This is a genomic window from Nonomuraea sp. NPDC050202 (assembly GCF_040656115.1).
Lineage (GTDB): Bacteria > Actinomycetota > Actinomycetes > Streptosporangiales > Streptosporangiaceae > Nonomuraea.
The window spans coordinates 49978-71422 of the sequence record NZ_JBFALF010000045.1; the positions used below are offsets into that span (position 1 = coordinate 49978).

General features: G+C 74.0%; 20 protein-coding genes and 1 pseudogene. 13 read left to right on the plus strand and 8 right to left on the minus strand.

Features of this window, described 5'->3' with window-relative positions:
• Window positions 1–142 precede the first annotated feature (142 nt).
• The 6 genes from AB0I79_RS54760 to AB0I79_RS54785 all read left to right on the plus strand — a co-directional run bounded on the left by AB0I79_RS54760 (window position 143) and on the right by AB0I79_RS54785 (window position 6423).
• Complete coding sequence (locus AB0I79_RS54760; protein ID WP_357892463.1) at window positions 143–1678, plus strand: hypothetical protein; 1536 nt, start codon at window positions 143–145, stop codon at window positions 1676–1678.
• 189 nt (window positions 1679–1867) lie between these two features.
• The gene (locus AB0I79_RS54765; RefSeq protein WP_357892465.1) at window positions 1868–2581 is read left to right on the plus strand and encodes an ABC transporter ATP-binding protein; all 714 of its coding nucleotides are present in this window, start codon (window positions 1868–1870) and stop codon (window positions 2579–2581) included.
• A gap of 2 nt (window positions 2582–2583) precedes the next feature.
• Complete coding sequence (locus AB0I79_RS54770) at window positions 2584–3309, plus strand: ABC transporter permease (protein WP_357892468.1); 726 nt, start codon at window positions 2584–2586, stop codon at window positions 3307–3309.
• On the plus strand, window positions 3303–4472 hold the full coding sequence (locus AB0I79_RS54775; RefSeq protein WP_357892471.1) for a sensor histidine kinase: 1170 nt from the start codon (window positions 3303–3305) through the stop codon (window positions 4470–4472). The genes AB0I79_RS54770 and AB0I79_RS54775 overlap by 7 nt, the downstream gene beginning before the upstream one ends.
• Before the next feature lie 3 nt (window positions 4473–4475).
• Window positions 4476–5111: a response regulator transcription factor gene (locus AB0I79_RS54780; RefSeq protein ID WP_357892474.1), complete on the plus strand. Its 636-nt coding sequence runs from the start codon at window positions 4476–4478 to the stop codon at window positions 5109–5111.
• A 130-nt stretch (window positions 5112–5241) separates the two neighbouring features.
• Window positions 5242–6423: an Ig-like domain-containing protein gene (locus AB0I79_RS54785; protein WP_357892477.1), complete on the plus strand. Its 1182-nt coding sequence runs from the start codon at window positions 5242–5244 to the stop codon at window positions 6421–6423.
• A gap of 88 nt (window positions 6424–6511) precedes the next feature.
• Here the strand turns inward: AB0I79_RS54785 and AB0I79_RS54790 are convergent, their stop codons facing one another.
• From AB0I79_RS54790 to AB0I79_RS54805, 4 genes are all read right to left on the minus strand, one after another.
• Window positions 6512–6796 carry a hypothetical protein gene (locus tag AB0I79_RS54790; RefSeq protein ID WP_357892480.1) on the minus strand — a complete coding sequence of 95 codons (285 nt, stop codon included), beginning with the start codon at window positions 6794–6796 and terminating at the stop codon, window positions 6512–6514.
• A 314-nt stretch (window positions 6797–7110) separates the two neighbouring features.
• Window positions 7111–7767 (minus strand): 1,4-alpha-glucan branching protein, encoded by a 657-nt coding sequence (locus AB0I79_RS54795; RefSeq protein WP_357892483.1) that lies wholly within the window; start codon window positions 7765–7767, stop codon window positions 7111–7113.
• Between the two features lie 35 nt (window positions 7768–7802).
• Complete coding sequence (locus AB0I79_RS54800; RefSeq protein WP_357892486.1) at window positions 7803–9407, minus strand: hypothetical protein; 1605 nt, start codon at window positions 9405–9407, stop codon at window positions 7803–7805.
• Window positions 9404–10168, minus strand: coding sequence for an ABC transporter ATP-binding protein (locus AB0I79_RS54805; protein WP_357892489.1), 765 nt, complete (start codon window positions 10166–10168; stop codon window positions 9404–9406). Before AB0I79_RS54805 ends, AB0I79_RS54800 begins: the two co-directional genes overlap by 4 nt.
• Before the next feature lie 108 nt (window positions 10169–10276).
• Between AB0I79_RS54805 and AB0I79_RS54810 the strand changes: the two genes are divergently transcribed.
• Both AB0I79_RS54810 and AB0I79_RS54815 read left to right on the plus strand, forming a co-directional pair.
• Entirely contained in the window at window positions 10277–10810 is a 534-nt protein-coding gene (locus AB0I79_RS54810) for a TetR/AcrR family transcriptional regulator (RefSeq protein ID WP_357892491.1), read from the plus strand.
• 58 nt (window positions 10811–10868) lie between these two features.
• Window positions 10869–11411, plus strand: a complete 543-nt coding sequence (locus AB0I79_RS54815; RefSeq protein ID WP_357892494.1) for a hypothetical protein — start codon at window positions 10869–10871, stop codon at window positions 11409–11411.
• Window positions 11412–11519: 108 nt separating this feature from the next.
• Here the strand turns inward: AB0I79_RS54815 and AB0I79_RS54820 are convergent, their stop codons facing one another.
• Entirely contained in the window at window positions 11520–13655 is a 2136-nt protein-coding gene (locus AB0I79_RS54820) for a BTAD domain-containing putative transcriptional regulator (protein ID WP_357892497.1), read from the minus strand.
• A gap of 59 nt (window positions 13656–13714) precedes the next feature.
• Between AB0I79_RS54820 and AB0I79_RS54825 the strand changes: the two genes are divergently transcribed.
• A complete protein-coding gene (locus tag AB0I79_RS54825; RefSeq protein ID WP_357892500.1) occupies window positions 13715–15208 on the plus strand; it encodes an MFS transporter in 1494 nt (497 codons plus the stop codon).
• A gap of 18 nt (window positions 15209–15226) precedes the next feature.
• Here the strand turns inward: AB0I79_RS54825 and AB0I79_RS54830 are convergent, their stop codons facing one another.
• Window positions 15227–16405: a GDSL-type esterase/lipase family protein gene (locus AB0I79_RS54830; protein WP_357892503.1), complete on the minus strand. Its 1179-nt coding sequence runs from the start codon at window positions 16403–16405 to the stop codon at window positions 15227–15229.
• A gap of 122 nt (window positions 16406–16527) precedes the next feature.
• Here AB0I79_RS54830 and AB0I79_RS54835 point away from each other — a divergent pair, with 122 nt between their 5' ends.
• The 3 genes and pseudogenes from AB0I79_RS54835 (at window position 16528) to AB0I79_RS54845 (ending at window position 18685) form a co-directional block, all read left to right on the plus strand.
• Complete coding sequence (locus AB0I79_RS54835) at window positions 16528–17400, plus strand: helix-turn-helix transcriptional regulator (protein WP_357892506.1); 873 nt, start codon at window positions 16528–16530, stop codon at window positions 17398–17400.
• Between the two features lie 68 nt (window positions 17401–17468).
• A pseudogene (locus tag AB0I79_RS54840) lies at window positions 17469–17999 on the plus strand (sugar O-acetyltransferase); the annotation flags it as partial.
• A gap of 125 nt (window positions 18000–18124) precedes the next feature.
• A complete protein-coding gene (locus tag AB0I79_RS54845) occupies window positions 18125–18685 on the plus strand; it encodes a TetR family transcriptional regulator (protein WP_357892509.1) in 561 nt (186 codons plus the stop codon).
• A gap of 4 nt (window positions 18686–18689) precedes the next feature.
• Here the strand turns inward: AB0I79_RS54845 and AB0I79_RS54850 are convergent, their stop codons facing one another.
• Complete coding sequence (locus AB0I79_RS54850) at window positions 18690–19259, minus strand: GNAT family protein (protein ID WP_357892512.1); 570 nt, start codon at window positions 19257–19259, stop codon at window positions 18690–18692.
• Between the two features lie 176 nt (window positions 19260–19435).
• On the opposite strand from AB0I79_RS54850, the gene AB0I79_RS54855 reads away from it, so the two are divergent.
• Window positions 19436–19915, plus strand: a complete 480-nt coding sequence (locus AB0I79_RS54855; RefSeq protein WP_357892515.1) for a luciferase family protein — start codon at window positions 19436–19438, stop codon at window positions 19913–19915.
• 59 nt (window positions 19916–19974) lie between these two features.
• On the opposite strand, the gene AB0I79_RS54860 is transcribed toward AB0I79_RS54855, so the two are convergent.
• Complete coding sequence (locus tag AB0I79_RS54860; protein ID WP_357892518.1) at window positions 19975–21288, minus strand: FAD-binding oxidoreductase; 1314 nt, start codon at window positions 21286–21288, stop codon at window positions 19975–19977.
• Between the last annotated feature and the right edge of the window lie 157 nt (window positions 21289–21445).

Here is a 21445-nt window from a genome sequence, read left to right on the forward strand (position 1 = left end):
GGTCTCCCACGCGCGGGGGCGGGAGACCCCACCGGCGGAAAAACCGCTCGTGTACGCAGAGTTATCGCTCCTACACTGTCCATTACTGGCACGGTGGTTTGCGGGCGGAGGGCCCCGGTCGGGAGAGGCAGGGTCTGCGGCGATGGGCATGGAGCTGGAAGGGGCCGAGGACATCGCGGTCGCCGGGGCGGAGCCGCCCCGCGGCCTGGAGTCGGTGACCCGTCACGAGGAGTTGGTGCGGCTGCTGGCGGAGCAGTTCGCGCGGGCCGACGTGTCGCTGCGGGAGCTGCAGGCGCGGGCCGACCGGGCGGGCGGCACCCGGCTGCCGCGCGCCACCTGCGCCGACATGCTGGCCGGGCGGCGGTTTCCGAAGAAGGCGGTGATGGTGGCGTTCCTGCGCGGGTGCCGGGTTCCCGAGCAGCGGCTTCCCGCGTGGGAGCAGGCGTGGGAGCGGGTACGGGTGGCCCGGCTCGCGACCATGGCGGCACGAGCGCAGGCGGAAGCCCAGGCGCAGCTCAGCGCCCTCGCCACCGCCACCCCACCCCGCCCGGCCACCCCTGCCGAGGCCGCCCCGCCCCGACCGGCCCCGCCCGCCGGGGCCGTCCCACCCCGGCCGCCCGCGCCCACCGAGGCTGCATCGGCCCAGCCGGACGCGCCGGCCGCAACGCCCCAGCCCGATGCGCCGGCCGCAACGCCCCAGCCGGACGCGCCGGCCGCAACTATCCAGGCGGATGCGCCAGCCGCAACGCCCCAGCCCGATGCGTCGGTCGCAACGATCCAGGCGGACACACCCGCCGCACCGCCCTGGGCGGAAGCGCCCGCCGTATGGACGCCGGACCGCTTCCAGACGTACGACGCGACGATGCCGGGCGGGCCGCCGGCAGGCGCGGGAACGACGCCGGAGGGGCCCGGCGTGCCGCCCGCCGTGATGCCGCCGCAGCCGGAGGCCCCGGCAGCGGGCGAGCAAGCGCAGGCGAAGACGGCCGGGCAAGCGCAGGAGAAGGCGCCCAGGCAAGCGCAGGAGAAGGTGGCCGGGCGAGCGCCGCGGAAGGCGGCCGCCCATCCCGGTCCGGAGGGGAACGGGCAGGAGCGGAACCGGTGGCGGTCGTTCGCGGTCGCCGTTCTCGCCTCGCTCACCGCCGCCGCGCTCGGGCTCCTGGTGGGCATGTGGGTGTCGCAGCCGGCCGCGTCCCACCCGCCGGGCCGCTTCGTCGTGGACGACGGCCGCGCGTTCGGCCCCGGTGGTTCGAGCCGGTTCACCGTGACCGTCGATCCGGCCAACACCGGGGTGCGGCTGATCCGCCGCCTCGACGCCGGCATCGGCAGGCAGCGTGCCGCCATCACGGTGAACGGTGTCCCCGCGGGCACCTGGCAGCCGCTGCCCGTGCAGCAGGCGTTCCGGTGGCAGGACCAGAGCGTGGACCTGCCGCCGGCGGTGAGCGCGGGCCGGCGCTCGCTGGCCGTCGTCAACACGTTCGTCTCGTCGGACCAGGACTTCAACGAGTTCCGGTACGTCGTCGAGCAGCGGCTCGACGGCGTCTGGGAGACCGCCGACACCCTCGACGTCGGCCCCCAGCACCTGGAGAGCGAGGCCGCCCACGGCTACGAGATCACCGGGCCTCAGACGTTCGCCGGGGTGCAGGAATTCGCCTATCCACCGTCGGAAAGGGACAGCTGACGCCGCCCGGCGAGGGCGCGGCCACTCAACCTTGGCGAGGGCGGGCGGCCGCTCGACGCTGGCGAGGGCGGGCGGCCGCTCGCAGCGCGAGCTCCGCCGCGAGGGGCGCTTCGACCCGGCCGGCCGGGCGAACGGGGGTCCACCGATCGGTGGATATCGGGACGGGCCTGCGCCGAAGATCCTCGATGCATGACAGTCATCGAGATCAGCGACCTGCGCAAGAGCTACCAGGGCCGTCAGGCCGTGAACGGCGTCTCGCTCACGGTGGAGCGTGGCGAGATCTTCGGGCTCGCCGGCCCCAACGGCGCGGGGAAGACGTCGATCGTGGAGTGCGTGTCGGGGCTGCGGCGTCCCGACGGCGGCACCGTACGGGTGCTGGGACTGGACCCGCACGGCGGCGACCGGCGCGCGCTCCAGCAGCGCATCGGCACGCAGCTGCAGGTGGCGGCGCTGCCTGACGCGATCAAGGTCGGCGAGGCGCTGCGCATGTACGCCTCCTTCTACGACGAGCCCGCCGACTGGCGGGCGCTCATGGACGAATGGGGCCTGACCGGCAGGAAGGGCAGCCGGTACGCGGGGCTGTCCGGCGGCTGGAAGCAGCGGCTGTTCATCGCCCTGGCGCTGGTGGGCAACCCCGAGGTGGTCCTGCTCGACGAGCTGACCACGGGCCTGGACCCCGACGCCCGCCGGACCACCTGGGGTCTGGTGCGCGCCATGCGCGACCGCGGCGTGACCGTCGTCATGGTCACGCACTTCATGGACGAGGCGGAAGCGCTCTGCGACCGCGTCGCGATCATCGACGGCGGCCGCGTGACCGCCGAGGGCACTCCCCGCGAGCTGATCGGCCAGGCCGGCGCGGGCTCGCTCGAGGACGCCTACTTCGCTCTCACCGGAAGGAACTGACCATGAAGGGTTTCGGGAACGTCGTCGCCGTCGAGCTCAAGCTCGGCCTGCGCGACCCCATGTCGGCCTTCTTCGCACTGGCCTTCCCGCTGATCATGTTGTGGGTCAAGCTGCGCGGCGGGAACAGGCCGCTGTCCAGCGGGGTGCCGACGGTGGACGCCACCGTCCCCATGCTGGCCGCCTTCGTCATCGGGCTGGCCGCCCTGGTGATCCTGCCCGCCACGCTGGCCGGGTACAGGGAGCGCGGCGTGCTGCGGCGGCTGCGCGCCACCCCGGCAGCGCCGGGCATGCTGTTCGGCGCGCAGTGGATCGCCCACATGCTGCTGGCGGTGGCAGGAACGGCCCTGATCGTGCTCGTCGGCGCCTTGGGGTACGGGCTGTCGGCCCCCGCGAACCTGGCCGGCGTGCTCCTGGCCTGGCTGCTCGGCGCGCTGAGCCTGGGCGCCATCGGCCTCCTGGTGGGCGCGCTCGTGCCCAGCGGGCGGGCGGCGACCGTGATCGGGCTCGGGCTGTTCTTCCCCATGGTGTTCCTGTCCGGGGCCGTCATCCCGCGCGAGACGATGTCGGGCTCCATGCGCGCGATCGGCGACCTGATGCCGATGGCGCCGGCGGTGCAGGCGATCCGCGACGGCTGGGCGGGCGCTCCTGCCTCGGCGGCTACGCTGGGAATCATGGTCGCGATCGCGGCGGTGGCGGGTGGCATCGCGCTGAGGGCGTACCGGTGGTGACGCTCGGGCGCTGGGACCGGGTCCTGGCGGCGCTGCCGTACCTGCTCGTCCTGCTTCCCGCGCTCTTCTCCCTGCTGCGGGAGTGGCGGGCGGAGGTCCTGGCCCTGGCGCTGTTCGTGGCGGCCTGGCACTGGCTGGTCGTGACCGCGCACCCCGGCTGGGCCGCCCGCCGCTGGGTGGTGATCGTCTACTTCGCCGTCCTGCTCGCCGCCGTCGCGGCGCTGGTCAGGATCGACACGGTGTTCACGGTGACGGGCGTGGGGACGTTCCTGCAGTGCTTCGCCCTGCTGCCGGGCCTGTGGGCGTACGCCGGGGTGGCGGTGACGGTCGGCGTGATCGTCGCCGCCCGTCCCGCCGACGGCCGGACCCCCGTGGAGCTGCTCGCCTCCTTCGTCGTGGGCGTGCTGATCTCCTGCATGGCCGGCCTGCTCTTCCAGACCGTCTCCGAGCAGAACGAGCGGCTCAGGCAGACCACCGCCGAGCTGGCCGCGCTCGCGGAGGAGAACGCCGGCCTGCAGGCCCAGCTCCTGATGCAGGCCCGCGAGGCCGGCGTGCTCGGCGAGCGCCAGCGGATGGCCAGGGAGATCCACGACACCATCGCGCAGGGCCTGACCGCGATCCTCACCCAGCTCGAAGCCCTCGGCGACGTGCCGGGGGCCGGTGAACGGCTGGCGACCGTACGGGCCCTGGCCAGGGAGAGCCTGACCGAGGCGCGCCGCTCGGTGCACGCGCTGCGGCCCGTGCCGCTGGAGGACGCCCCGGGGTTCGCCGCCGCCCTGGGCGAGGTGGCCGAGCGGTGGTCGCGGATCTCCGGCGTGCCCGCCGCCGTGTCCGTGACCGGCGACGCCCGGCCGCTGCACGCCGAGGTGGAGACCACGTTGTTACGGGTGGCGCAGGAGGCGCTGGCCAACGTCGCCAAGCACGCCTCGGCCGGCCGGGTGGTCCTGACGTTGTCGTACATGGACGACGTGGTCGCCCTGGACGTCCGTGACGACGGGGCCGGCTTCGTCCACGAGCCCGGGCGGTCGAGCGGCTTCGGGCTCATCGGGATGCGCCAGCGCGTGATCCGCCTGGCCGGCAGCTTCGAGATCGAGACCTCCCCTGGCCAGGGCACCGGGATCTCCGCCACCGTTCCCGCCATTCCCGCCGCTGCGAGGTCGTAAGCCATGCCGATTCGCCTGATCATCGTGGACGACCATCCGATCGTCCGCGACGGCCTGCGCGGGATCTTCGACACCGGCGACTTCGAGGTCGTGGGCGAGGCGGCCGACGGGCCCGAGGCTCTGGCGGTGGCCCTGCGCACCGAGCCCGACGTGGTGCTCCTGGACCTGCGCATGCCGGGGATGAGCGGGGTCGAGGTCATCCGGCGCCTGCGCGAGCGGCAGCCCGGCGTGCGGGTGCTGGTCGTGACCACGTTCGACGACGACGCCGACGTGGTGCCCGCGATCGAGCAGGGGGCCACCGGCTACCTGCTCAAGGACACGCCGCGCGACGAGCTGCGGCGGGCGGTGCTGGCCGCGGCCCGCGGCGAGACGGTCCTGTCGCCCACGGTGGCCGGCGTGCTGACCCAGAAGGCCCGCGAGACCCCGCGCCGGACGTTGAGCCCCCGGGAGGCGGAGGTGCTGGCCCTCATCGCCAGGGGGGCGACGAACCGGGAGATCGCCGGGCGGCTGTTCATCACGGAGGCGACGGTGAAGACGCATCTGCTGCACGTCTTCGCCAAGCTGGGGGTGAAGGACCGGGCGGCGGCGGTGGCGGCGGCGTACGAGAGCGGCCTGCTCAAGCCGGCCTCCCAGGGCTGACAAGGCCCCCCACCTGCACGGAAATCTCCGCATGATTACTCTGAGTGACGGGCATAACACTTCTCGTCCCGAAGAGGGGCTACCTGATCGGAAATATGCCCACATGTCGGGAGAAGTGGAGACATCGGCGATGCGGAACAGCGGCACCATTCTCATCAGCACCTGCACCGTGGGGCTGCTCCTGGCCGCCGGATGCACCTCGGCCCCCTCCACCAGCCCGCCGGAGAAGCAGCAGGTGCAGGTCCCGCCGCCCAAGCTGGCGATCACGCCGGTCGACGGGGCGAAGAAGGTGCCGCCGGACATCGGGATCGGCGTCAGGGTCGCCGACGGCAAGGTCACCGCGCTGGTCGTCGCCGACGCCAAGGGACGCGAGGTCAGCGGAAGCCTGGGCGCGGACGGGACGTGGCGGCCCCGGTGGCCGTTGAAGCCGTCGACGGCGTACACGGTGCGGGCGCAGGCCACCGGCGCCGACGGCAGGCAGGTGGTCACGAGGCAGGCCTCGTTCACCACGCTGAAGCCGAAGCAGGTGCTGGAGACCGGCATGTCGCCGCTGGACGGCGAGAAGGTCGGCGTCGGCATGCCGATCCAGCTCCTGCTGTCGAAGCCGGTGACCGCACAGGAGGACCGGGCCGCGGTCGAGCGGTCGCTGACCGTTCACATGTCGAAGCCGGTCGAGGGCGCCTGGAGCTGGGTGAGCGACCGGGAGGTGCAGTTCCGGCCGCGCGAGTACTGGCCGGCCGGCGAGCGGGTCACGGTGGTCGCCCACCTGGCCGGCCTGCGGATCGGGCGGAGCGTCTGGGGCGCCAAGGACCGTACCGTGACGTTCACCGTCGGCCAGGAGCACATCACCACGATCCGCAACAAGGCCCACCGGGCGATCGTGCGCAAGAACGGCCGGGTCGTCAGGACCATCCCGGTCAGCCTGGGCAAGCCGGGCTTCGAGAGCTACTCCGGCACCATGATCGCCCAGGAGAAGGCGGCCGACTTCCTCATGGACTCGGCCACCGTCGGCATGCCGGGCGAGTACCTCCATCACACCAAGTGGAACGTCCGGATGACCTACAGCGGCATGTTCTTCCACGCCGCACCGTGGTCGACGGGCGCGCAGGGCCGCCGCAACGTCAGCCACGGATGCGTGAACGCCAGCATGGCCAACGCCCGCTGGTTCTACAACTTCACCCAGCGGGGCGACATCATCGAGGTCACGGGGACCTCACGCAAGCTCAGGTTCGGCAACGGGCCGACGCCCTGGGCCAAGACGTGGCAGGAGTGGCTGGCGGGCAGCGCCCTCGGCACCTCGACCGACGCCTGACCCCTCTGGCACTGGGGCGGGGTCCGGTCCCCTCGCCCGACCGTCCGGAAGCCGCACCGAGCCGTGCGCCGGCACGCCATGCCGGGGGTCAGGAGCGGACACAGCCCGTGGCGTCGAATTCGGCCTCCAGCGGCGCGTAGGTCACGCGTCGGCACACGTAGCTGCCGGCGGCCTCTCCCGACCAGACGAGCACGGGCACGTCGTAGCTGCCCGACCCCGAGCAGCCGGTGCTGGACAGGGAGTAAGCGCCGCCCGCCTGGACGGCTGTGGCCGTGAGGCACAGATACCCGGGCGCCGCGTGGGCGGGCGACGGCAGGACGGCCGCGGTCAGGAACGCCGCAGCGGAGACGGCGGCAATGCGTTCGGCGAACATGCCTCGAACCTAGGAGCCCGTCGCGGGGCCGCCTAGACGCGGGCGTCACCGGGGGATGTGCGTTTCTCACACGTGAAGGGGCCTTCGCACAGGCCCAGCGGCGGCCCGGGCTGCCGGTCACGGGGCAGCGGGCCGCCGCCGGTCGTCGCGCGCCGCGCCCGAGTAGACCGCCGCCGGTCGTCGCGCGCCGCGCCCGAGTGGACCGCCGCCGCTCTCTACGCGGCGCCCAAGTGGAGCCGCGCTCCCCCGCGCGGCACTTTCCCGCATCGCCGTCAGCGGGCCGTCCGCGTCGTCGAGAGCGGTGGCGGCGCCGCTCAGGAACGAGGGCCGGTGCCCAGGACGGCGAACAGGCCCCGCGCCCGGGTGCCGTCCGGCAGGCTCCAGGAGCCGGCGACGTGGCCGGTCGCTTCCGGCGGGAGGGCAGGCGCGCCGTCCTCGGCGGGACGCAGGACCCGGTGCAGCCGCAGGGCCGCACCCTCCGGCGCGGGCAGTTCGGTGCCCTCACGGTTGTCGATGGCGGCGGAGAAACCCGTCGGAGCGGGCCCGGCGCAGGAGCGGGTGACGTCCAGGTCGGGGATGTCGCTGGTGTTCTGGTCCTGGGCCTGGACGCGGCCCTCGATCAGGGCCACCAGCTCGGCGACCAGCACCGGGTCGTGGCAGCCGTCGTAGGCCCAGCGCCGCCCCAGCACGCCGTGCTCCATGGTGCCGACGAGGGCGTGCTCGGCCCCGTCGAGCGGGGCGCCCCGGTAGGTGAGCGGCACCAGGTAGGAGATCGGCTCGCCGCCGGAGGTGTCCGTGACGACCATGAACTCGATCCCGACCTCGCCCGCGGGATCGTCCAGCCGGAAGCCGCCGGCCTTGGCCAGTGCCGGCCCGCCCGCGCCGCCGTGGTACCACGGCCGGGAGGGGAGCCAGGAGGTGAGCAGTTCCAGCTTGGTCGGCTTGAGGAACGTGTGGTGGATGACGGCCATGCCGAAGGTTCTCTTCCGTTGAGCGCTTACGATCTTCACATCTTCGCATCCGCCCGAATGGACAGGCGCAGAAGGGCGGCGTCACCTGCGGCCATCGCGCCGAGCAGGGCGGTGCCACGCTGCCGGAGCAGGCGCAGGGCGAGCCCGGGGATCACGCCCAGGACGGCGGCGGCCACGACGACGGCGACGAGGGCGGTCGCCCACCACGGACCGCCGATGACGCCGGGCAGTGCTGCGGCGAGCAGGGTCACCGGGAAGACCGTCATCTGGCCGCCGGTCGGATCGCCCGCCTGCTGGCCGGGGTAGACGCGATCGCGGGCGTCGGCGCCCACGGCCGGCATCAGGAGCGCGAGCAGCGGCGCCGTGGCGCATCCGGTCGCGGCCGCGGCGACGGCGCCGCCGATGGCGGCCTGCCCCACGGGCGAACCTGTCGCGATCTGCAGGGCGACGGCCAGCACGACGGACGGCACGCCGAACAGCAGCGCCCAAGCCGCCATGCGTCCGCGTACATCGGCCTTGAGCGCGCCCGGCGTGGTGAGCAGCTGCCACAGGGCGGTGCCGTCCAGGGCGTAGGTGTTGATCGCGGCCATCGCCCCGAACACGGCGGCGGCGGGCCCCACCAGGGGCACCGCCCAGCTCCAGCCGGTGGACGCGATGATGGCCGCCATCAGCAGCGGCGTCAGCCAGGCGGTACGCAGCTCCACACCGCGCGCCGGATCCCGTAGCCAGGTGGCCAGCTCCCGCGCGACGACCGCGGACACCTGCGGGGTCGCGAACGGCACGGCCGGCCCGCCTCGTGACACGGCGGGCCGTCGCGGGCTCGCCCGGCGAGGCGGCCGGCGCAGGGCGCGAGCCGTCAGCGCGATCCAGCCCGCCTGCAGCCCGGCGCCCACGGCCAGCAACGCCGCGAGCGCCAGGGCGACCGCACCGAACTGCGCCCCGTCGCGGGCGGCCGCCACCGCGCCGTACCCCCATCCGGTGGGCAGGGCGGCGAGTACGTCGATCACCGGGCCGGGCAGCCGCCCCAGCGTGGGAACGACCACGGCGGTGTTCCCCTCGCCGAGACGCGGCAGCAGCCAGGCCGCGACCGGCACCCAGCCGGCGAACGACAGCGCGAGCATGATCGCGGTCTGCACGGCGGCCAGCGTCATCCCCGCCCTCGTCTGCAACAGCCGGCCCGCCAGCGCCGCCACCGTCTTGCCCGCCCAGACGAGCAGGTACAGCTGCGCCGGCACCGCGGCCGCGGCGACCGCGACCGCCGCCGGGCCACCGGGCACGGCCAGCACCACCAGGGACGACAGGCACGCCAGCGTGATCAGCGGGCCGACGCCCAGCAGCTCCGTCCACGACAGGGCCCGTGCCAGCCGCCACGGCCTGATCGGGTAGCCGCGCAGCCACTCGCGCGAGATGACGGACGGATCGTGACGGGGCTGCGCCAGCGGCCCGAACAGCCACATGCCGCCCCACCCGGTGATCGCGACCACGATCCAGCCCTCGTGGATCACGCCACGGCCGGCCAGGAACGCACCGGCGATCACCAGGGCCGCCAGGACCAGCCCGGCCACCAGGCCGAAGCCGCGCTCGTTGTGCGGGCCGTTGCGGAACAGGCGCAGCTTGAGCGCGAACAGCGTGCGGGTCATGCCAGCCACTCCAGCGGGCGCACCGGGTCGGCGCCCACGAGCTCGACGAACCGCTCGTGCAGCGTCGTCCCGGCCGCCACCTCGGCGACCGGCCCCTCGGCCAGCACCCGCCCGCCGGCCACCACCGCCACCCGGCGGCAGTTGCGCTCGACGAAGTCCATGATGTGGCTGGACAGCAGCACGGTGCCGCCGGCGTCGACGTACTGCTTGAGCACCAGCTCGATGGAGTGGGCCGAGATCGGGTCGATCGCCTCGAACGGCTCGTCCAGCACCAGCACCCGGGGCCGGTGCAGCAGCGCCAGCGCCAGATTGATCTTCTTGCGCATGCCGGTGGAGTACTCCACGATCAGCGTGCGCGGGACCGCGTCCAGCCCCAGGACCTCCAGCAGGTCACGGGCGCGGGCCTGCCATCCGTCGCCCAGCCCGCGCAACCCGGCGCTGTAGCGCAGGACCTCGGTGGCGGTCAGCCGCTCGGGCAGCGACAGCCCGTCCATCATGACGCCGAGCTGGGCCAGCGCGGCCTCCCTCTGGGTACGCAGGTCGTGGCCGGCGATCCTGATGGAGCCGGACGTCGGCTCGCGCAGCCCGCACACCGCCATCAAGGTGGTGGTCTTGCCGGCGCCGTTGGGGCCGACGACGCCGTAGAACATCCCCGCCGGGATGCTCAGGCCGAGCCGGTCGACGGCGAGGACGTCGCCGAAACGCTGGGTGAGGTCCGCCACCTCGATGGCAGGCACGGAGAGATCGAACACGGCGGTCATTCTGGGCAGGTTTCGCCAGAGGTGTCAATACGGCACGTGCCGTGCCGCTAGGATGGCGATGTGCCAGACAACCGTGAAGACCGAGCCGCAGCACGCACCGAGATGATCATGCGGACCACGCTCGCCCTCGCCCAGGAGGCCGGCTATGCGAAGCTCAGCATCGAAGCGGTCGCGGCCAGGGCCGGGGTCGGCAAGCACACGATCTACCGCCGCTGGCCCTCCAAGGGCCTGCTGTTCCTCGACTCGCTCCTGTCGCTGAACGAGCCCGCCCTCGACTATCCCGACACCGGCGACGTCATGGCCGATCTGCGCCGGCAGATCCACGCCGCGGTGGACCTGCTGGCTGGCCCGCCGTGGGGTCCGCTCTACCAGGCCCTGGTGGGCGAGGCGCAGCACGACCCCGCGGTCGCCGCGGGCCTCGGCGAACGCTTCATCCGGCCGCAGACGGACAAGACCGTGGCCCGCCTCAGGGCGGCGCAGGAGCAGGGACAGGTGTCGCCCGGCTTCGATCTCGACCTTGCCATGACCATCCTGTCCGGCCCCCTGTACTTCAGATTCCTGATCAGCCAGGAGCCGCTGACCCACGAGTACGTCGATCGTGTGCTCGAAGCCCTGTTCGCCGGGCTGAGCCCGCGGGGTTGACCCCGGGGGCGCCCCGCGTCGTACCTCATTCGCCTTTCGGATCACACCGCTACGACCGGTGATCTACAGTGATCAACTGGTCGTGCAGGGGCAGAAAACGGGCGGGGTGGCCATGGCAGCGGCGCAGCCTGGTTACAGGGTCGGCGGACGTTACCGACTGATCGCGGTGCTGGGGGCCGGCGGGTTCGGGCGGGTGTGGCGTGCCCATGACCAGGTCCTGGGCGTCGAGGTGGCGGTCAAGGAGCTGCAGCTGCTGCCCGGGATGTCCCAGACGGAGCAGGAGAAGCGGCTGGAGCGCACCACGCGGGAGTTCTTGGTGCCGATCGCCGGTAAGACCGTTGCCGTCATCGGGGGTGCCGCCGCGTTCCTCGCCGGCGCCGGTGCCGTGTTCTACGCCTTTGACGGCATCGCCCTTCTTCTGCCGATGATGGACACCAGGCGTGGCGACAGGATCTGGGTGATCCCGTTGATCGTGATCACTGTCGTCACGTTCCTCATGGGCGGCTGGGCCTGGGAGTCCAGGAAGTCGCGCCGCTCCAGGCGGGGCCCGGCGCCGGAGCCCGGGCCGGCCTCACCGGGCAGGGGAGGCCGGCCGGCCTGACACACCGATCACGGTGGCGGGGGTCACGGATGCCGACGGCCCTCCTGGCTCAGGCCGGCTCGAAGGTGAGGCCGAAGTCCTTGCGCCAGGCCGCTCAGCTTCTCGAGCTCAGTGTTGCGCATCGACACCTCCGGCCGGTCGGATCCCTGCGACGGTACCCAGGTCGCCATCGCGCCGCAACGGGTGATCGGCCGGGAGCCCCTTCAGGCCGCCGCCGGCCGCGCGGCCGGACTGGATCCGGTACCAGCCGAGCGAGCCCGTGAGCCTGGCGGCCAGGCGGGTGTCGCCCAGGAGCCGGGCCGATTCCAGTGCCGCGCGCAGGTTGGCGGCCTCCGCGTCCAGCCTGCGTACCCAGTGGTGCCGCGCGGGGCCGCTCCTGTACGCCTCGGCACACTCGGCGAGCTGCGTGTAGTAGATGGCGTGCCGGCGCAGGACGCACTCGTGCTCGCCGGCCTCACGCAGCCGCTCCAGCGCGTACGCCGCCACGGACTCCAGCAGCCGGTACCGCTCCCCCGCCCGCACCACCAGCGACCGGTCCACGAGCCGGCCCAGCAGATCCACCACGTCGGCGGGATCCAGATCCTGCGTGACGTGCGGCCCTGCGTCGCCCGGCGGGCCGCCGGGGATCGGCACGGGGGCTGCGCACACCCGCTCCGCGGCCTCCAGCGTGCAGCCGCCCGCCTGTACGGCCAGGCGGCGCAGCACGACGCGTTCGGGCTCGGTCAGCAGCTCCCAGCTCCAGTCGATCGCCGCCCTGAGGGTCCGCTGGTGCGCGGGACCGGCCCGGCGCCCGGCCGACAGCAGGCGGAAGCGGTCGTCGAGCCGCTCGGCCAGGACGCGTACGCCCAGCGACCGCACCCGGGCGGCGGCCAGCTCCAGGGCCAGCGGGATGCCGTCGAGCCGGCGGCAGATCGACTCCACCACCCCGGCATCCATGGTGAGGCCCGGCCCGGTCTCGGCGGCGCGCAGCACGAACAGGCGTGCCGCCGCGGCGCCGTCCAGCGGCGGAACCGGCCGCACGACCTCGCCGGCGAGGCCGAGCGGCTCCCTGCTGGTGGCGAGGAGGCGGGTCTCGGGGCCGGCGCGCAGCAGCAGCTCGGCGAGCTTGGCCACCGGTTCGACGACGTGCTCGCAGTTGTCCAGCACCAGCAGCGTCCGCCGGGTGCCCAGGGCAGCGGCGATCCGCTCTCCCTGGCCGGCCGCTCCGCCGCCGTCGCGCAGGCCGAGCGCCGCCGCGACCGCGTCGGCCACATCGGTCGGCGATCCCGCGGGCACGCCCGACAGCTCCACCATGTACGCGCCGCCGTCGAACCCACCGGCCAGCCGGTGGGCGGCCTCCAGCGCGAGCCGGCTCTTGCCCACGCCGCCGGCGCCGGTGAGCGTCACGAGCCGCGCCGTGCCGGGCAGCGCGACCAGCTCGGCCAGCGCCTCGTCCCTGCCCACGAGCTCGGTGAGCGGCTGGGGCAGCCGGGCGGGCACCGGCGCCGGGGCGCGCGGCGGGCGGCGCAGGCCGGGATCCTGCTCCAGGATCGCCTGGTGCAGCGCGACGACCTCGGGGCCGGGGTCGAGGCCCAGCTCGTCACGCAGGCGTTCGCGCAGGGCGCGGTAGACCTCCAGCGCGTCGGCCTGGCGCCCCGACCGGTAGAGGGCCCGCATGAGCAGCGCGTGGAACCGCTCCCGCGAGGGGTGCTGCGCGGCCAGCTCGGTCAGCTCGCCGACCTGCGAGGTGTCCTGGCCGAGCTCCAGGCGTACGTCGGCGTAGTCCTCCAGGGCTGCCAGCCGCTGCTCCTCCAGCCGGAGCGCGGCCCTGCGCACCAGCGGCACGTCGGCGAAGTCGGCGAAGGCGGGCCCGCGCCACCACGACAGGGCCTCGGCCAGCAGCGCGGCCCGCTCCCCCGGCTCGGCGGCGGCCCTGGAGCGCTCGACGGCCTCCTGGAAGCGGCGCGCGTCGGTGTCGCCGCCGACGAGGTAGCCCGGGGGCCGGGTGACGACCAGCTCCCTGGCTCCTGGCTCCGCCTCCTCGAAGGCCCGGCGCAGCTGCGACACCCTGGCGCGCAGCGCGCCCAGCGGCCTGCCCGGCGGCTGCGCGCCCCACAGGCCCTCGATCAGCCGCTCGGCCGGCACCGCCCGGCCATGGTGGGCGAGCAGGCAGGCCAGCAGCGCACGGACCTTGAGCTCGGGCACGCGCACGGCCCGGCCCCCGTCCGTGCTCGCCTCCAGCGGCCCTAAAACGGCGAAGCGCATGAATCTCACCCTAAGCAGTTCCGAATCAGACCCGAACTCCCAGCCAGCACGCTGATCGCATGACGACCATCGAAACCCGTCCCGGGACGCGCGCGTGGCTGGGACTGTCCGTGCTCTGCCTGGCGACACTGTTGCTCGCGGTGGACAACACGGTGCTGATGCTGGCACTTCCCCACCTGGCCGCCGACCTGGATCCCACCGCGACCGAGCTGTTGTGGATCACCGACGTGTACGGCTTCATGATCGCCGGATTCATGATCACCATGGGCTCGCTGGGCGACCGGATCGGGCGGCGCAGGCTCCTGGTGATCGGTGCGGCGGCGTTCGGGGTGGCCTCGGTCGTGGCCGCGTACTCCACCACGACCACGATGCTGATCGCCGCCCGGGTGCTGCTGGGCGTGTCCGGCGCCGCGCTGGGGCCCTCGGCCCTGGCGCTGGTGGCCGGGCTGTTTCCGGACGCCAAACGGCGGGCCATGGCCATCGGCGTGTTCACCGCCTGCTTCATGGGCGGGGCGGCGGCCGGGCCGGTGATCGGCGGGCTGCTGCTGGAGAGCTTCTGGTGGGGGTCGGTGTTCCTGTTGGGGGTGCCGGTCATGGTGCTGGTGGTGGCGGGCGGGCTGGGGCTGCTGCCGGAGACCGCGAAGAGCACCGGCTCGGGCCGGCTCGATCTGGTCAGCGCCGGCATGTCGCTGGGGGCCGTGCTGCCGCTCGTGTACGGGCTGAAGGAGCTGGCCGACGACCCCGCGCAGGTGAACGCGTACGTGGCGCTCGGCGTCGGGCTGCTGTTCTGCGTGGCGTTCGTCCGGCGGCAGAGCCGGCTGGCCGAGCCGCTGGTGGACCTGCGGCTGTTCGGCGATCGTTCGTTCACGGCGGCGCTGCTGATCCTGGCGGGCGCCATGGTGGTGCAGGGCGGCGTCTACCTGTTCATGAGCCAGCATCTGCAGCTCGTCGAAGGGCTCTCGCCGCTGGTCGCCGGCCTGTGGATGGCGGCCCCGGCGCTGGGCCTGGTGGCCGGGTCCCTCGCCTCGCCGGTGCTCGCCGGGGTGTTCCGTCCCGGGCTGGTCGTGGGGGCGGGGCTGGTGGCCTCGGCGGCCGGGTTCGCCGTGGTCCTGGCGGGCGACGGGCTGGGGGCGCTGGTCGCGGGCGTCACGGTGGCGTTCCTCGGCATGGCGCCGGTGGGCGCCCTGGGGCTCGGTCTCATCGTCGGGGCGGCGCCGCCCGAGCGGGCCGGGTCGGCCTCGGCGCTCGCGGAGAGCGGCGGGGAGCTGGGGGTCGCGCTCGGCATCGCGGTGCTCGGCAGCGTGGGCACCGCCGTGTACGGCGGCTCGGTCACCTCTCCGCAGGCGGGCGGCTCCCTCGGGGAGGCGCTCGACGCCGCCGCCGGCCTGCCGCCCGCCGCGGCCTCTGCCCTCGTCGCGCAGGCGCAGGCCGCGTTCGCCCAGGGGCTGCTCGTGGTCACGGCCGTCGGCACGGTCCTCGTGCTGGGGCTGGCCGTGCTCTCCTTCACGCTGCTGCGGCACCTGCGCCCCATCGGCGAGCAGAGCCACGGCTGAACGCGCCGCGGGGGGCGGTCAGAGCGCCAGATCGGCGAGGTTCACCGCCTCCGCCATGGCGCGGGCGCCGGCGTCGTTGAGGTGCATCCCGTCCCCGGAGTCGAAGGCGGCCCTGATGAAGCCGGGCCGCTCCGGGTCCTCGACCGCCTCCGCGACGTCGAAGACCGCGTCGAACGCGCCACCCGTACGGATCCACTCGTTCACGCGGCGGCGCGTGGCCAGCCCCTCGGGGGTGCTGACGCCCGGATAGATCGCCCCCGCGAACGGCCCGATCGTGGCCGCCACCACCCGCAGGCCCGCTTCCCGCCCCCGCCCGGCCAGCTCGGTGAACCCGGCGATCAGGTCCCCGGCCGTCGCCGGAGGCAGCCCGGCCATGCCCGGCAGGCCGAGGTCGTTGATGCCGAAGTGCACCAGGACGTGCGTCGCCCCCGGCGCCGACAGCGCGTCCCGCTCCAGGCGGGCCAGGGCGTGCTCGCCGACCTCGTCCACCAGCAGCCGGTTCCCCGCGATGCCCTGGTTGACCACCCAGCCGCGCTCCAGGCGCGTGTTCAGCACGTCCACCGAGCGCCGGTCGGCGCCCATCGTGGTGCCCACGCCCTCGAACCACGAATCGCCGAACGCGACCGCGACCGCCGTCCCCCGCGGCGCCGCCACGTCCACGCCGGACACGTAGAAGCGGGCGGCCACCTGCTCGGCGCCGGGCAGGCCGGGGGCGCTCACCTGGTCGCCCCGCGCGACGTACGCCGTCTCCATCGGCTGGTGGGAGAAGGTCGCCGGCTCCGTCTCCCCCGGCAGGTACAGGCTCAGCACCAGGTGCGCGCCCGCCTGAACGGCCAGCTCCACCGGGTCACCGACGACCTCGCCGCCCGCCGGGATCGTCACCGCGCCGTCGCCGCCGAACCGCACCGCGTGCCCGGTCCCCGGCACGATCCCACCACCGGGCCCACCACCGGGCCCACCACCGGGCGCGCGCAGCGCCACGTGCGCCGCGCCGATCGTCAGCGGGGCGCGGCCGTAGCGGTTGGTGAGCCTGACGCGCACCCGATCGCCGCCTCCGGCCATCAGCAGCACCTGGCGTACCGTCTCGTCGCGGAAGCCGCGCGAGTCGGCCAGCCTGATCTCCTCGTACGGGCTGATCACCGCCGAGCGGAAACCCGCCACCCACTCGCGGCCCTCACCGGCATCGGACACTGTCATGAACGTTCTCCCCCAGGAATCGTGGACGGCCGCGACCAGCCTGGATCACGCGGCGCCACCCGAGCCAGCCCCGCGCCTTGCCTACGCAAACATTGATCACCCGGCTCGCTACCATGACCGGCGTGCACCACGACACGGGGAAGGACAGGGAGCTCGCGGCGTTCCTCCGGTCCAGGCGGGCCCGGCTGGGCCCGGCGGACGTCGGCCTGCCCGCGTCCGGGGAGCGGCGGCGCGTGCCGGGGCTGCGCCGCGAGGAGCTGGCCGCGCTGGCCGGGGTGAGCATCGCCCACTACACGCGGCTGGAGCAGGGCAACGCGCGCAACGTGTCGGCCGCCGTGCTCGACGCGGTCGCCCGCGCGCTGCGGCTCACCGAGGACGAACGCCTGTACCTGCACCGCCGCGCCCACCCCGGCCTCGACCCCGAGCCCGCCCCGGTCCAGGAGGCGCCCGCGCTCCGCCAGGGGCTGCGCCAGCTCCTGGCCTCCCTGGAGACCGTCCCCGCGCTGATCCTCGACAGCGACACCACCGTCGTCGCCTGGAACCGCCTGGGCGCGGCCCTGTTCGCCGACTTCGCCGCCATCCCGCGCGAGCGGCGCAGCGTCAGCCACCTGCTCTTCCTGGACGCCGGCTTCCGCCGGCTGCACGGCGCGAACCTGCCCCGGGTCGCCCGCGAGGCGGTCGCGCACCTGCGTACGCTGGCCGCCCGCTATCCCCGCGACGCCGAGCTGGCCGCGCACATCGCGCGGATGCGGGCGGCCAGCGCCGAGTTCGACGGGCTCTGGAACGCCCTGCACGTCCGCGGGGTCACGCACCGCGCCTACCGGCTGGAGCACCCGCAGGCCGGCGTCATCGAGGTGCACGGCGAGCTGCTCCCGCTGCCGGACGATCCTCCGCTGCGCCTGGACGTCTTCACCGCGGCCCCCGGCTCGCCGTCCCAGGCGGCCCTGCGGCGCCTGGCGGCGACCAGCACGCGCCGGGCGGCGGATGGGTGCTGACGACGTCCCATTTATGTACGCTCGTACACATGACACCAGACGTGGACGGCCGCACGATGCGCGAGCGGATGCTCGCCGGTGACCTGTACATCGCCGACGACCCGGAGCTGGCCGAGCACATGTTGCGGGCCATGGACCTGATGGAGGCGTTCAACGCGTCGTCGGCCCGAGATCCGCAGCTACGGCACCGGCTGCTCACCGACCTGTTGGGGGCGGTCGGCGAGGGCACGGTGATCCGGCCGCCGCTGTGGGTCGACTACGGCAGCCACCTCCGCATCGGCGCCCGGTCGTTCGCCAACTACGGTCTCGTCGCCCTGGACGTGGCGCCGATCACCATCGGCGACGACGTGCAGATCGGGTCGAACGTGCAGCTCATGACGCCGACGCATCCCGTCGATCCGGACCTGCGCCGGGCCAGGTGGGAGGCCGCCCGGCCGATCACCATCGGCGACAACGTGTGGCTGGGCAGCGGGGCGATCGTCCTGGCCGGGGTCACGATCGGGGACAACACCGTGGTCGGCGCCGGCGCGGTGGTCACCCGCGACCTGCCCGCGAACGTCGTCGCGGTCGGCAACCCCGCCCGCGTGATCCGCACGATCGGTCCGGGCACCGGACCTGGCGGCGGGCCGGGCACTGGGACGGGCACCGGATCTGGCGGCGGCGCGGGCGCTGGGCCGGGCACCGGGCCTGGCACCGGGACGAGCGCTGGGGAGGCGGGCACCACATGAGCGGGCCCGCCTCGCCGCGACGGCCGCGGCGGCACGACCCCGGCCGGCGGGACCGGCTGATCGACGCCGCGCTCGCCGTCATCGCCGAGCGCGGCGTCGCCGGCACGACGCACCGGGAGATCGCCCGCGCCGCCGACGTGCCGCTGGGCTCGATGACGTACCACTTCGCGTCGCTGGAGGAGGTGCTCGCCGAGGCGTTCACCCGGCACGCCGACGCGGTGGCCCGGGTCTTCGACGAGCGCCTGAGCGCCGCCCGCGACCGCGACGAGGCGACCGAGGCCGTCATCGCGCTGGTGTCGGACGACCTGCTCGGCTCGCGGCACGAACTCGTGCTCTCTGTGGAGCTGTACGTGGCCGCGGCGCGCAACCCCGCCTTACGGGCCGTCACCCAGACCTGGATGGCGCGCAGCCGCCAGGCGCTGGAGCGCCACTTCGACGCCACCACCGCCAGGGGGCTCGACGCGCTCATCGAGGGGCTCGTCCTGCACAGCGCCCTGTCGACCGACCCGATGACACCCGCGCAGATCCGTCACGCCATCCTCCGGTACCTGCGCTGACGTCTCACGCGCCGGGGGCGAGGGCCTTGCTCGCCCGCCAGTCCGGCGCGAGCACGGACCAGACCTCCACGTCGAACCGCTCACCCCGGTGCAGGTAGCTCTCGCGCAGCACGCCGTCCCTGGTCATGCCGAGCCGGCGGGCGACGGCGATGCTGGCCTGGTTGGCCGCCGCGGCGAGCCACTCCACCCGGTGGATGCCGCGCTCCTCGACGGCCCAGTCGATGATCAGGCGGGCCGCCCTGGTGACGAGCCCCTTGCCCGCGGCGGCCGGCTCCAGCCAGCAGCCCGCCTCGGCGGTGCCCATCTTGACGTCCATCGTCCGGAAGAGAACCCCGCCGACCAGGGTGCCGTCCTTCCAGATGCCGTAGATGCGGGCGGTGTCGGCGGCGGCCTTGTCCGCGTACGCCTGCAGAAAGGCCCGGCTCGACGCCTGGTCCACGACCGCGTCGGGCAGCGCGATGAACCTCCCGATGAACTCCCGCCCGCGCTCCATGTGGGCCAGGAACTCCTCGGCCCGCCACGGCTCCAGCGGGCGCAGCACCGCGCCGTCGTCTCCCAAGGAGGTCGCGAACATCAAGCAGCTCCACGGTCACGAGGTGGGGGGATGGTCCTACGGGCGTCCGTCCACAACCCCCGTAGAGGCGACATAACGTACCAAAGACCACACACCGCTGCCATGGCGGCCCCGTCCCGCACCCACTTCGCTGGGTAATTGTACGATAACTAAATGTGAGCACTGAAGAGATAGAAATGCCCGTTAAATCCGTCCTCGGAGAGCGGGTGGGTGGCCGGCCCACGACCTATCCGAAGATCCCGCACCAGCAGCTCGACCAGATCTCCCCGATGGAGCTGCAGGAGGAGCTGTGGCGGCGCATGTCCGGGCTGGACCACGTACGGACCGGGCCGAGCGTCGTCTCGCTGCCCGAGACGCGGGCGCTGCACCTGGAGCAGGAGCACGCGTTCGGGCCCGGCACGGCGTTCATGCGCGACAGCACCGAGTTCGCGCACCTGCACGGATTGCTGGACGGGAGCCTGCACGTGTCGCTGCCGGAGAGCGACGCCGCCGAGGCGGTGGCGAAGGGCTGGGCCGAGATGCACCCCGTCGTCCACGACAGAGGGCACCCGCCGACCCTGGTCATGCTGTACGGGCCGCGCGACGAGGCGGAGCTGGAGACGGTGTGGGAGCTGGTGCGCCGCAGCCACGCGTACGCCTCCGGCCAGATCCTCTGACCAGCCGGAGGCGCCCGCAGGGCCAGGACGGGAAGGCTGCCCGGCCCCGGGGAACCGGCTCAGGCCAGGACGGGGTAGTTGGCGCGCAGGACGCCGCGCGGGTCGCGGGCCCGCTTGATGTCCCGCAGCCGGGCCAGGTCCCCCTCGGCGAAGGCCGCCGCCGCCCGCTCGCCCGGCCCCAGCATCGTGTACGGCTTGCGCCCGCTGACCAGCGCCCCCAGGTCGTCGGCGAAGCGTTGCTGCCGTGCGCCCACGGCCGCGGACAGCTCCGGATCCAGCGCGAGGCCGACCAGGTAGAGCAGGTACGGCTCGGTCAAGGGGCCGCTCGGCCCCGAGCCGGGGCGGGCGGCGGCCAGCGCCCCGCCCAGGTGCCTGACCTGCACCGCGAGCACCGGCTCCAGCGGCGTGTCCAGCAGCGCCTTGGCCGCCGTGTCGTCCAGGCCGGTGAGCAGCTCGGCGCGGGAGCGGCCGGGCGCCGGGTCGGTGGGCTCGTCGGTGATGCCGCCCAGGTTCGCCACGGGCAGCGGGCCCCGCTTGTCGGCGATCACGTCCTCGATCCTGTCGAGGCGGGCGAGCAGCGCGCGCCCGTCGCCCTCGGCGCCGAGGAAGGCGACGTCCACGGCCACCATGGGCGGCGCCTGCGGGAACTGGAACCTGTTGAACCACACGGACAGCTCGTCCGGCGCCTCGGCGGTGATCTCGCGGAAGGCCTCGAACACCTCCCGGGTGCGGTGCCCCGGCCAGATCATCCGGCCCCCGTACAGGGCGGGCGCCGGGTGCAGGTCGAACTCGATCGCGGTGACCAGCGCGAAGTCGCCACCGCCGCCGCGCAGCGCCCAGAACAGGTCGGGGTCGGAGCTCGCGGTCACCGTGGCCGGCTCCCCGTCGGCACCCACCACGTCGAACGAGCGCACGCTGTCGGCCGCGAAGCCGTACCTGCGGCCGAACCAGCTCACGCCGCCACCCAGCGTGTAACCGGTCACGCTCACGACGGGGCTGCTGCCCGCCAGCCCGGTCAGGCCGAGCGGCCCGGTCTCGGCCAGCACCTCGCCCCACTTCACCCCGGCACCCACCCTGGCCACCCGCTCCTCGCGGCGCACCGCCACGCCGCCCAGCCGCCCGGTGCGCAGCAGGATGACGCCGTCGGTGTCGCCGGAGGCGCCGTGGCCGCCGGGCTGGGCGGTCACCGTCAGGCCGGTCCTGGCCGCGTACCGGGCCACGGCCGCCACGTCGGCGGCGTCCTCGGCCACCACGACGGCGGCCACGGGCTGGCGCACGGACAGGTTCCACGGCTTGGCCGCCTGCTCGAAGCCGTCGTCGCCGGGAAGCAGCACCCGGCCCCGTACCGCGGCGCGCAGATCCGTGTTCGTCATGTTCTCCTCAGTCCTCACGTCATCGTCGGCCCCGGCGGTCCGGGGGCACGGATATGACGGATGCCGCCGGGGAAGTGTGACGGGGACGCCGGAGATTTCTGGACACGAGGAATGGCGCGCCGGCCCGTTTGTCCTTCTGACTCCCGATGCGGCATAT

Bases quoted from the DNA above. Each gene is read 5' to 3' on its own strand.
- AB0I79_RS54760 (WP_357892463.1), top strand. From the start codon at position 143: ATGGGCATGGAGCTGGAAGGGGCCGAGGACATCGCGGTCGCCGGGGCG.
- AB0I79_RS54765 (WP_357892465.1), top strand. From the start codon at position 1,868: ATGACAGTCATCGAGATCAGCGACCTGCGCAAGAGCTACCAGGGCCGT.
- AB0I79_RS54770 (WP_357892468.1), top strand. From the start codon at position 2,584: ATGAAGGGTTTCGGGAACGTCGTCGCCGTCGAGCTCAAGCTCGGCCTG.
- AB0I79_RS54780 (WP_357892474.1), top strand. From the start codon at position 4,476: ATGCCGATTCGCCTGATCATCGTGGACGACCATCCGATCGTCCGCGAC.
- AB0I79_RS54785 (WP_357892477.1), top strand. From the start codon at position 5,242: ATGCGGAACAGCGGCACCATTCTCATCAGCACCTGCACCGTGGGGCTG.
- AB0I79_RS54790 (WP_357892480.1), bottom strand. From the start codon at position 6,796: ATGTTCGCCGAACGCATTGCCGCCGTCTCCGCTGCGGCGTTCCTGACC.
- AB0I79_RS54795 (WP_357892483.1), bottom strand. From the start codon at position 7,767: ATGGCCGTCATCCACCACACGTTCCTCAAGCCGACCAAGCTGGAACTG.
- AB0I79_RS54800 (WP_357892486.1), bottom strand. From the start codon at position 9,407: ATGACCCGCACGCTGTTCGCGCTCAAGCTGCGCCTGTTCCGCAACGGC.
- AB0I79_RS54805 (WP_357892489.1), bottom strand. From the start codon at position 10,168: ATGACCGCCGTGTTCGATCTCTCCGTGCCTGCCATCGAGGTGGCGGAC.
- AB0I79_RS54810 (WP_357892491.1), top strand. From the start codon at position 10,277: ATGCGGACCACGCTCGCCCTCGCCCAGGAGGCCGGCTATGCGAAGCTC.
- AB0I79_RS54820 (WP_357892497.1), bottom strand. From the start codon at position 13,655: ATGCGCTTCGCCGTTTTAGGGCCGCTGGAGGCGAGCACGGACGGGGGC.
- AB0I79_RS54825 (WP_357892500.1), top strand. From the start codon at position 13,715: ATGACGACCATCGAAACCCGTCCCGGGACGCGCGCGTGGCTGGGACTG.
- AB0I79_RS54830 (WP_357892503.1), bottom strand. From the start codon at position 16,405: ATGACAGTGTCCGATGCCGGTGAGGGCCGCGAGTGGGTGGCGGGTTTC.
- AB0I79_RS54845 (WP_357892509.1), top strand. From the start codon at position 18,125: ATGAGCGGGCCCGCCTCGCCGCGACGGCCGCGGCGGCACGACCCCGGC.
- AB0I79_RS54850 (WP_357892512.1), bottom strand. From the start codon at position 19,259: ATGTTCGCGACCTCCTTGGGAGACGACGGCGCGGTGCTGCGCCCGCTG.
- AB0I79_RS54855 (WP_357892515.1), top strand. From the start codon at position 19,436: ATGCCCGTTAAATCCGTCCTCGGAGAGCGGGTGGGTGGCCGGCCCACG.
- AB0I79_RS54860 (WP_357892518.1), bottom strand. From the start codon at position 21,288: ATGACGAACACGGATCTGCGCGCCGCGGTACGGGGCCGGGTGCTGCTT.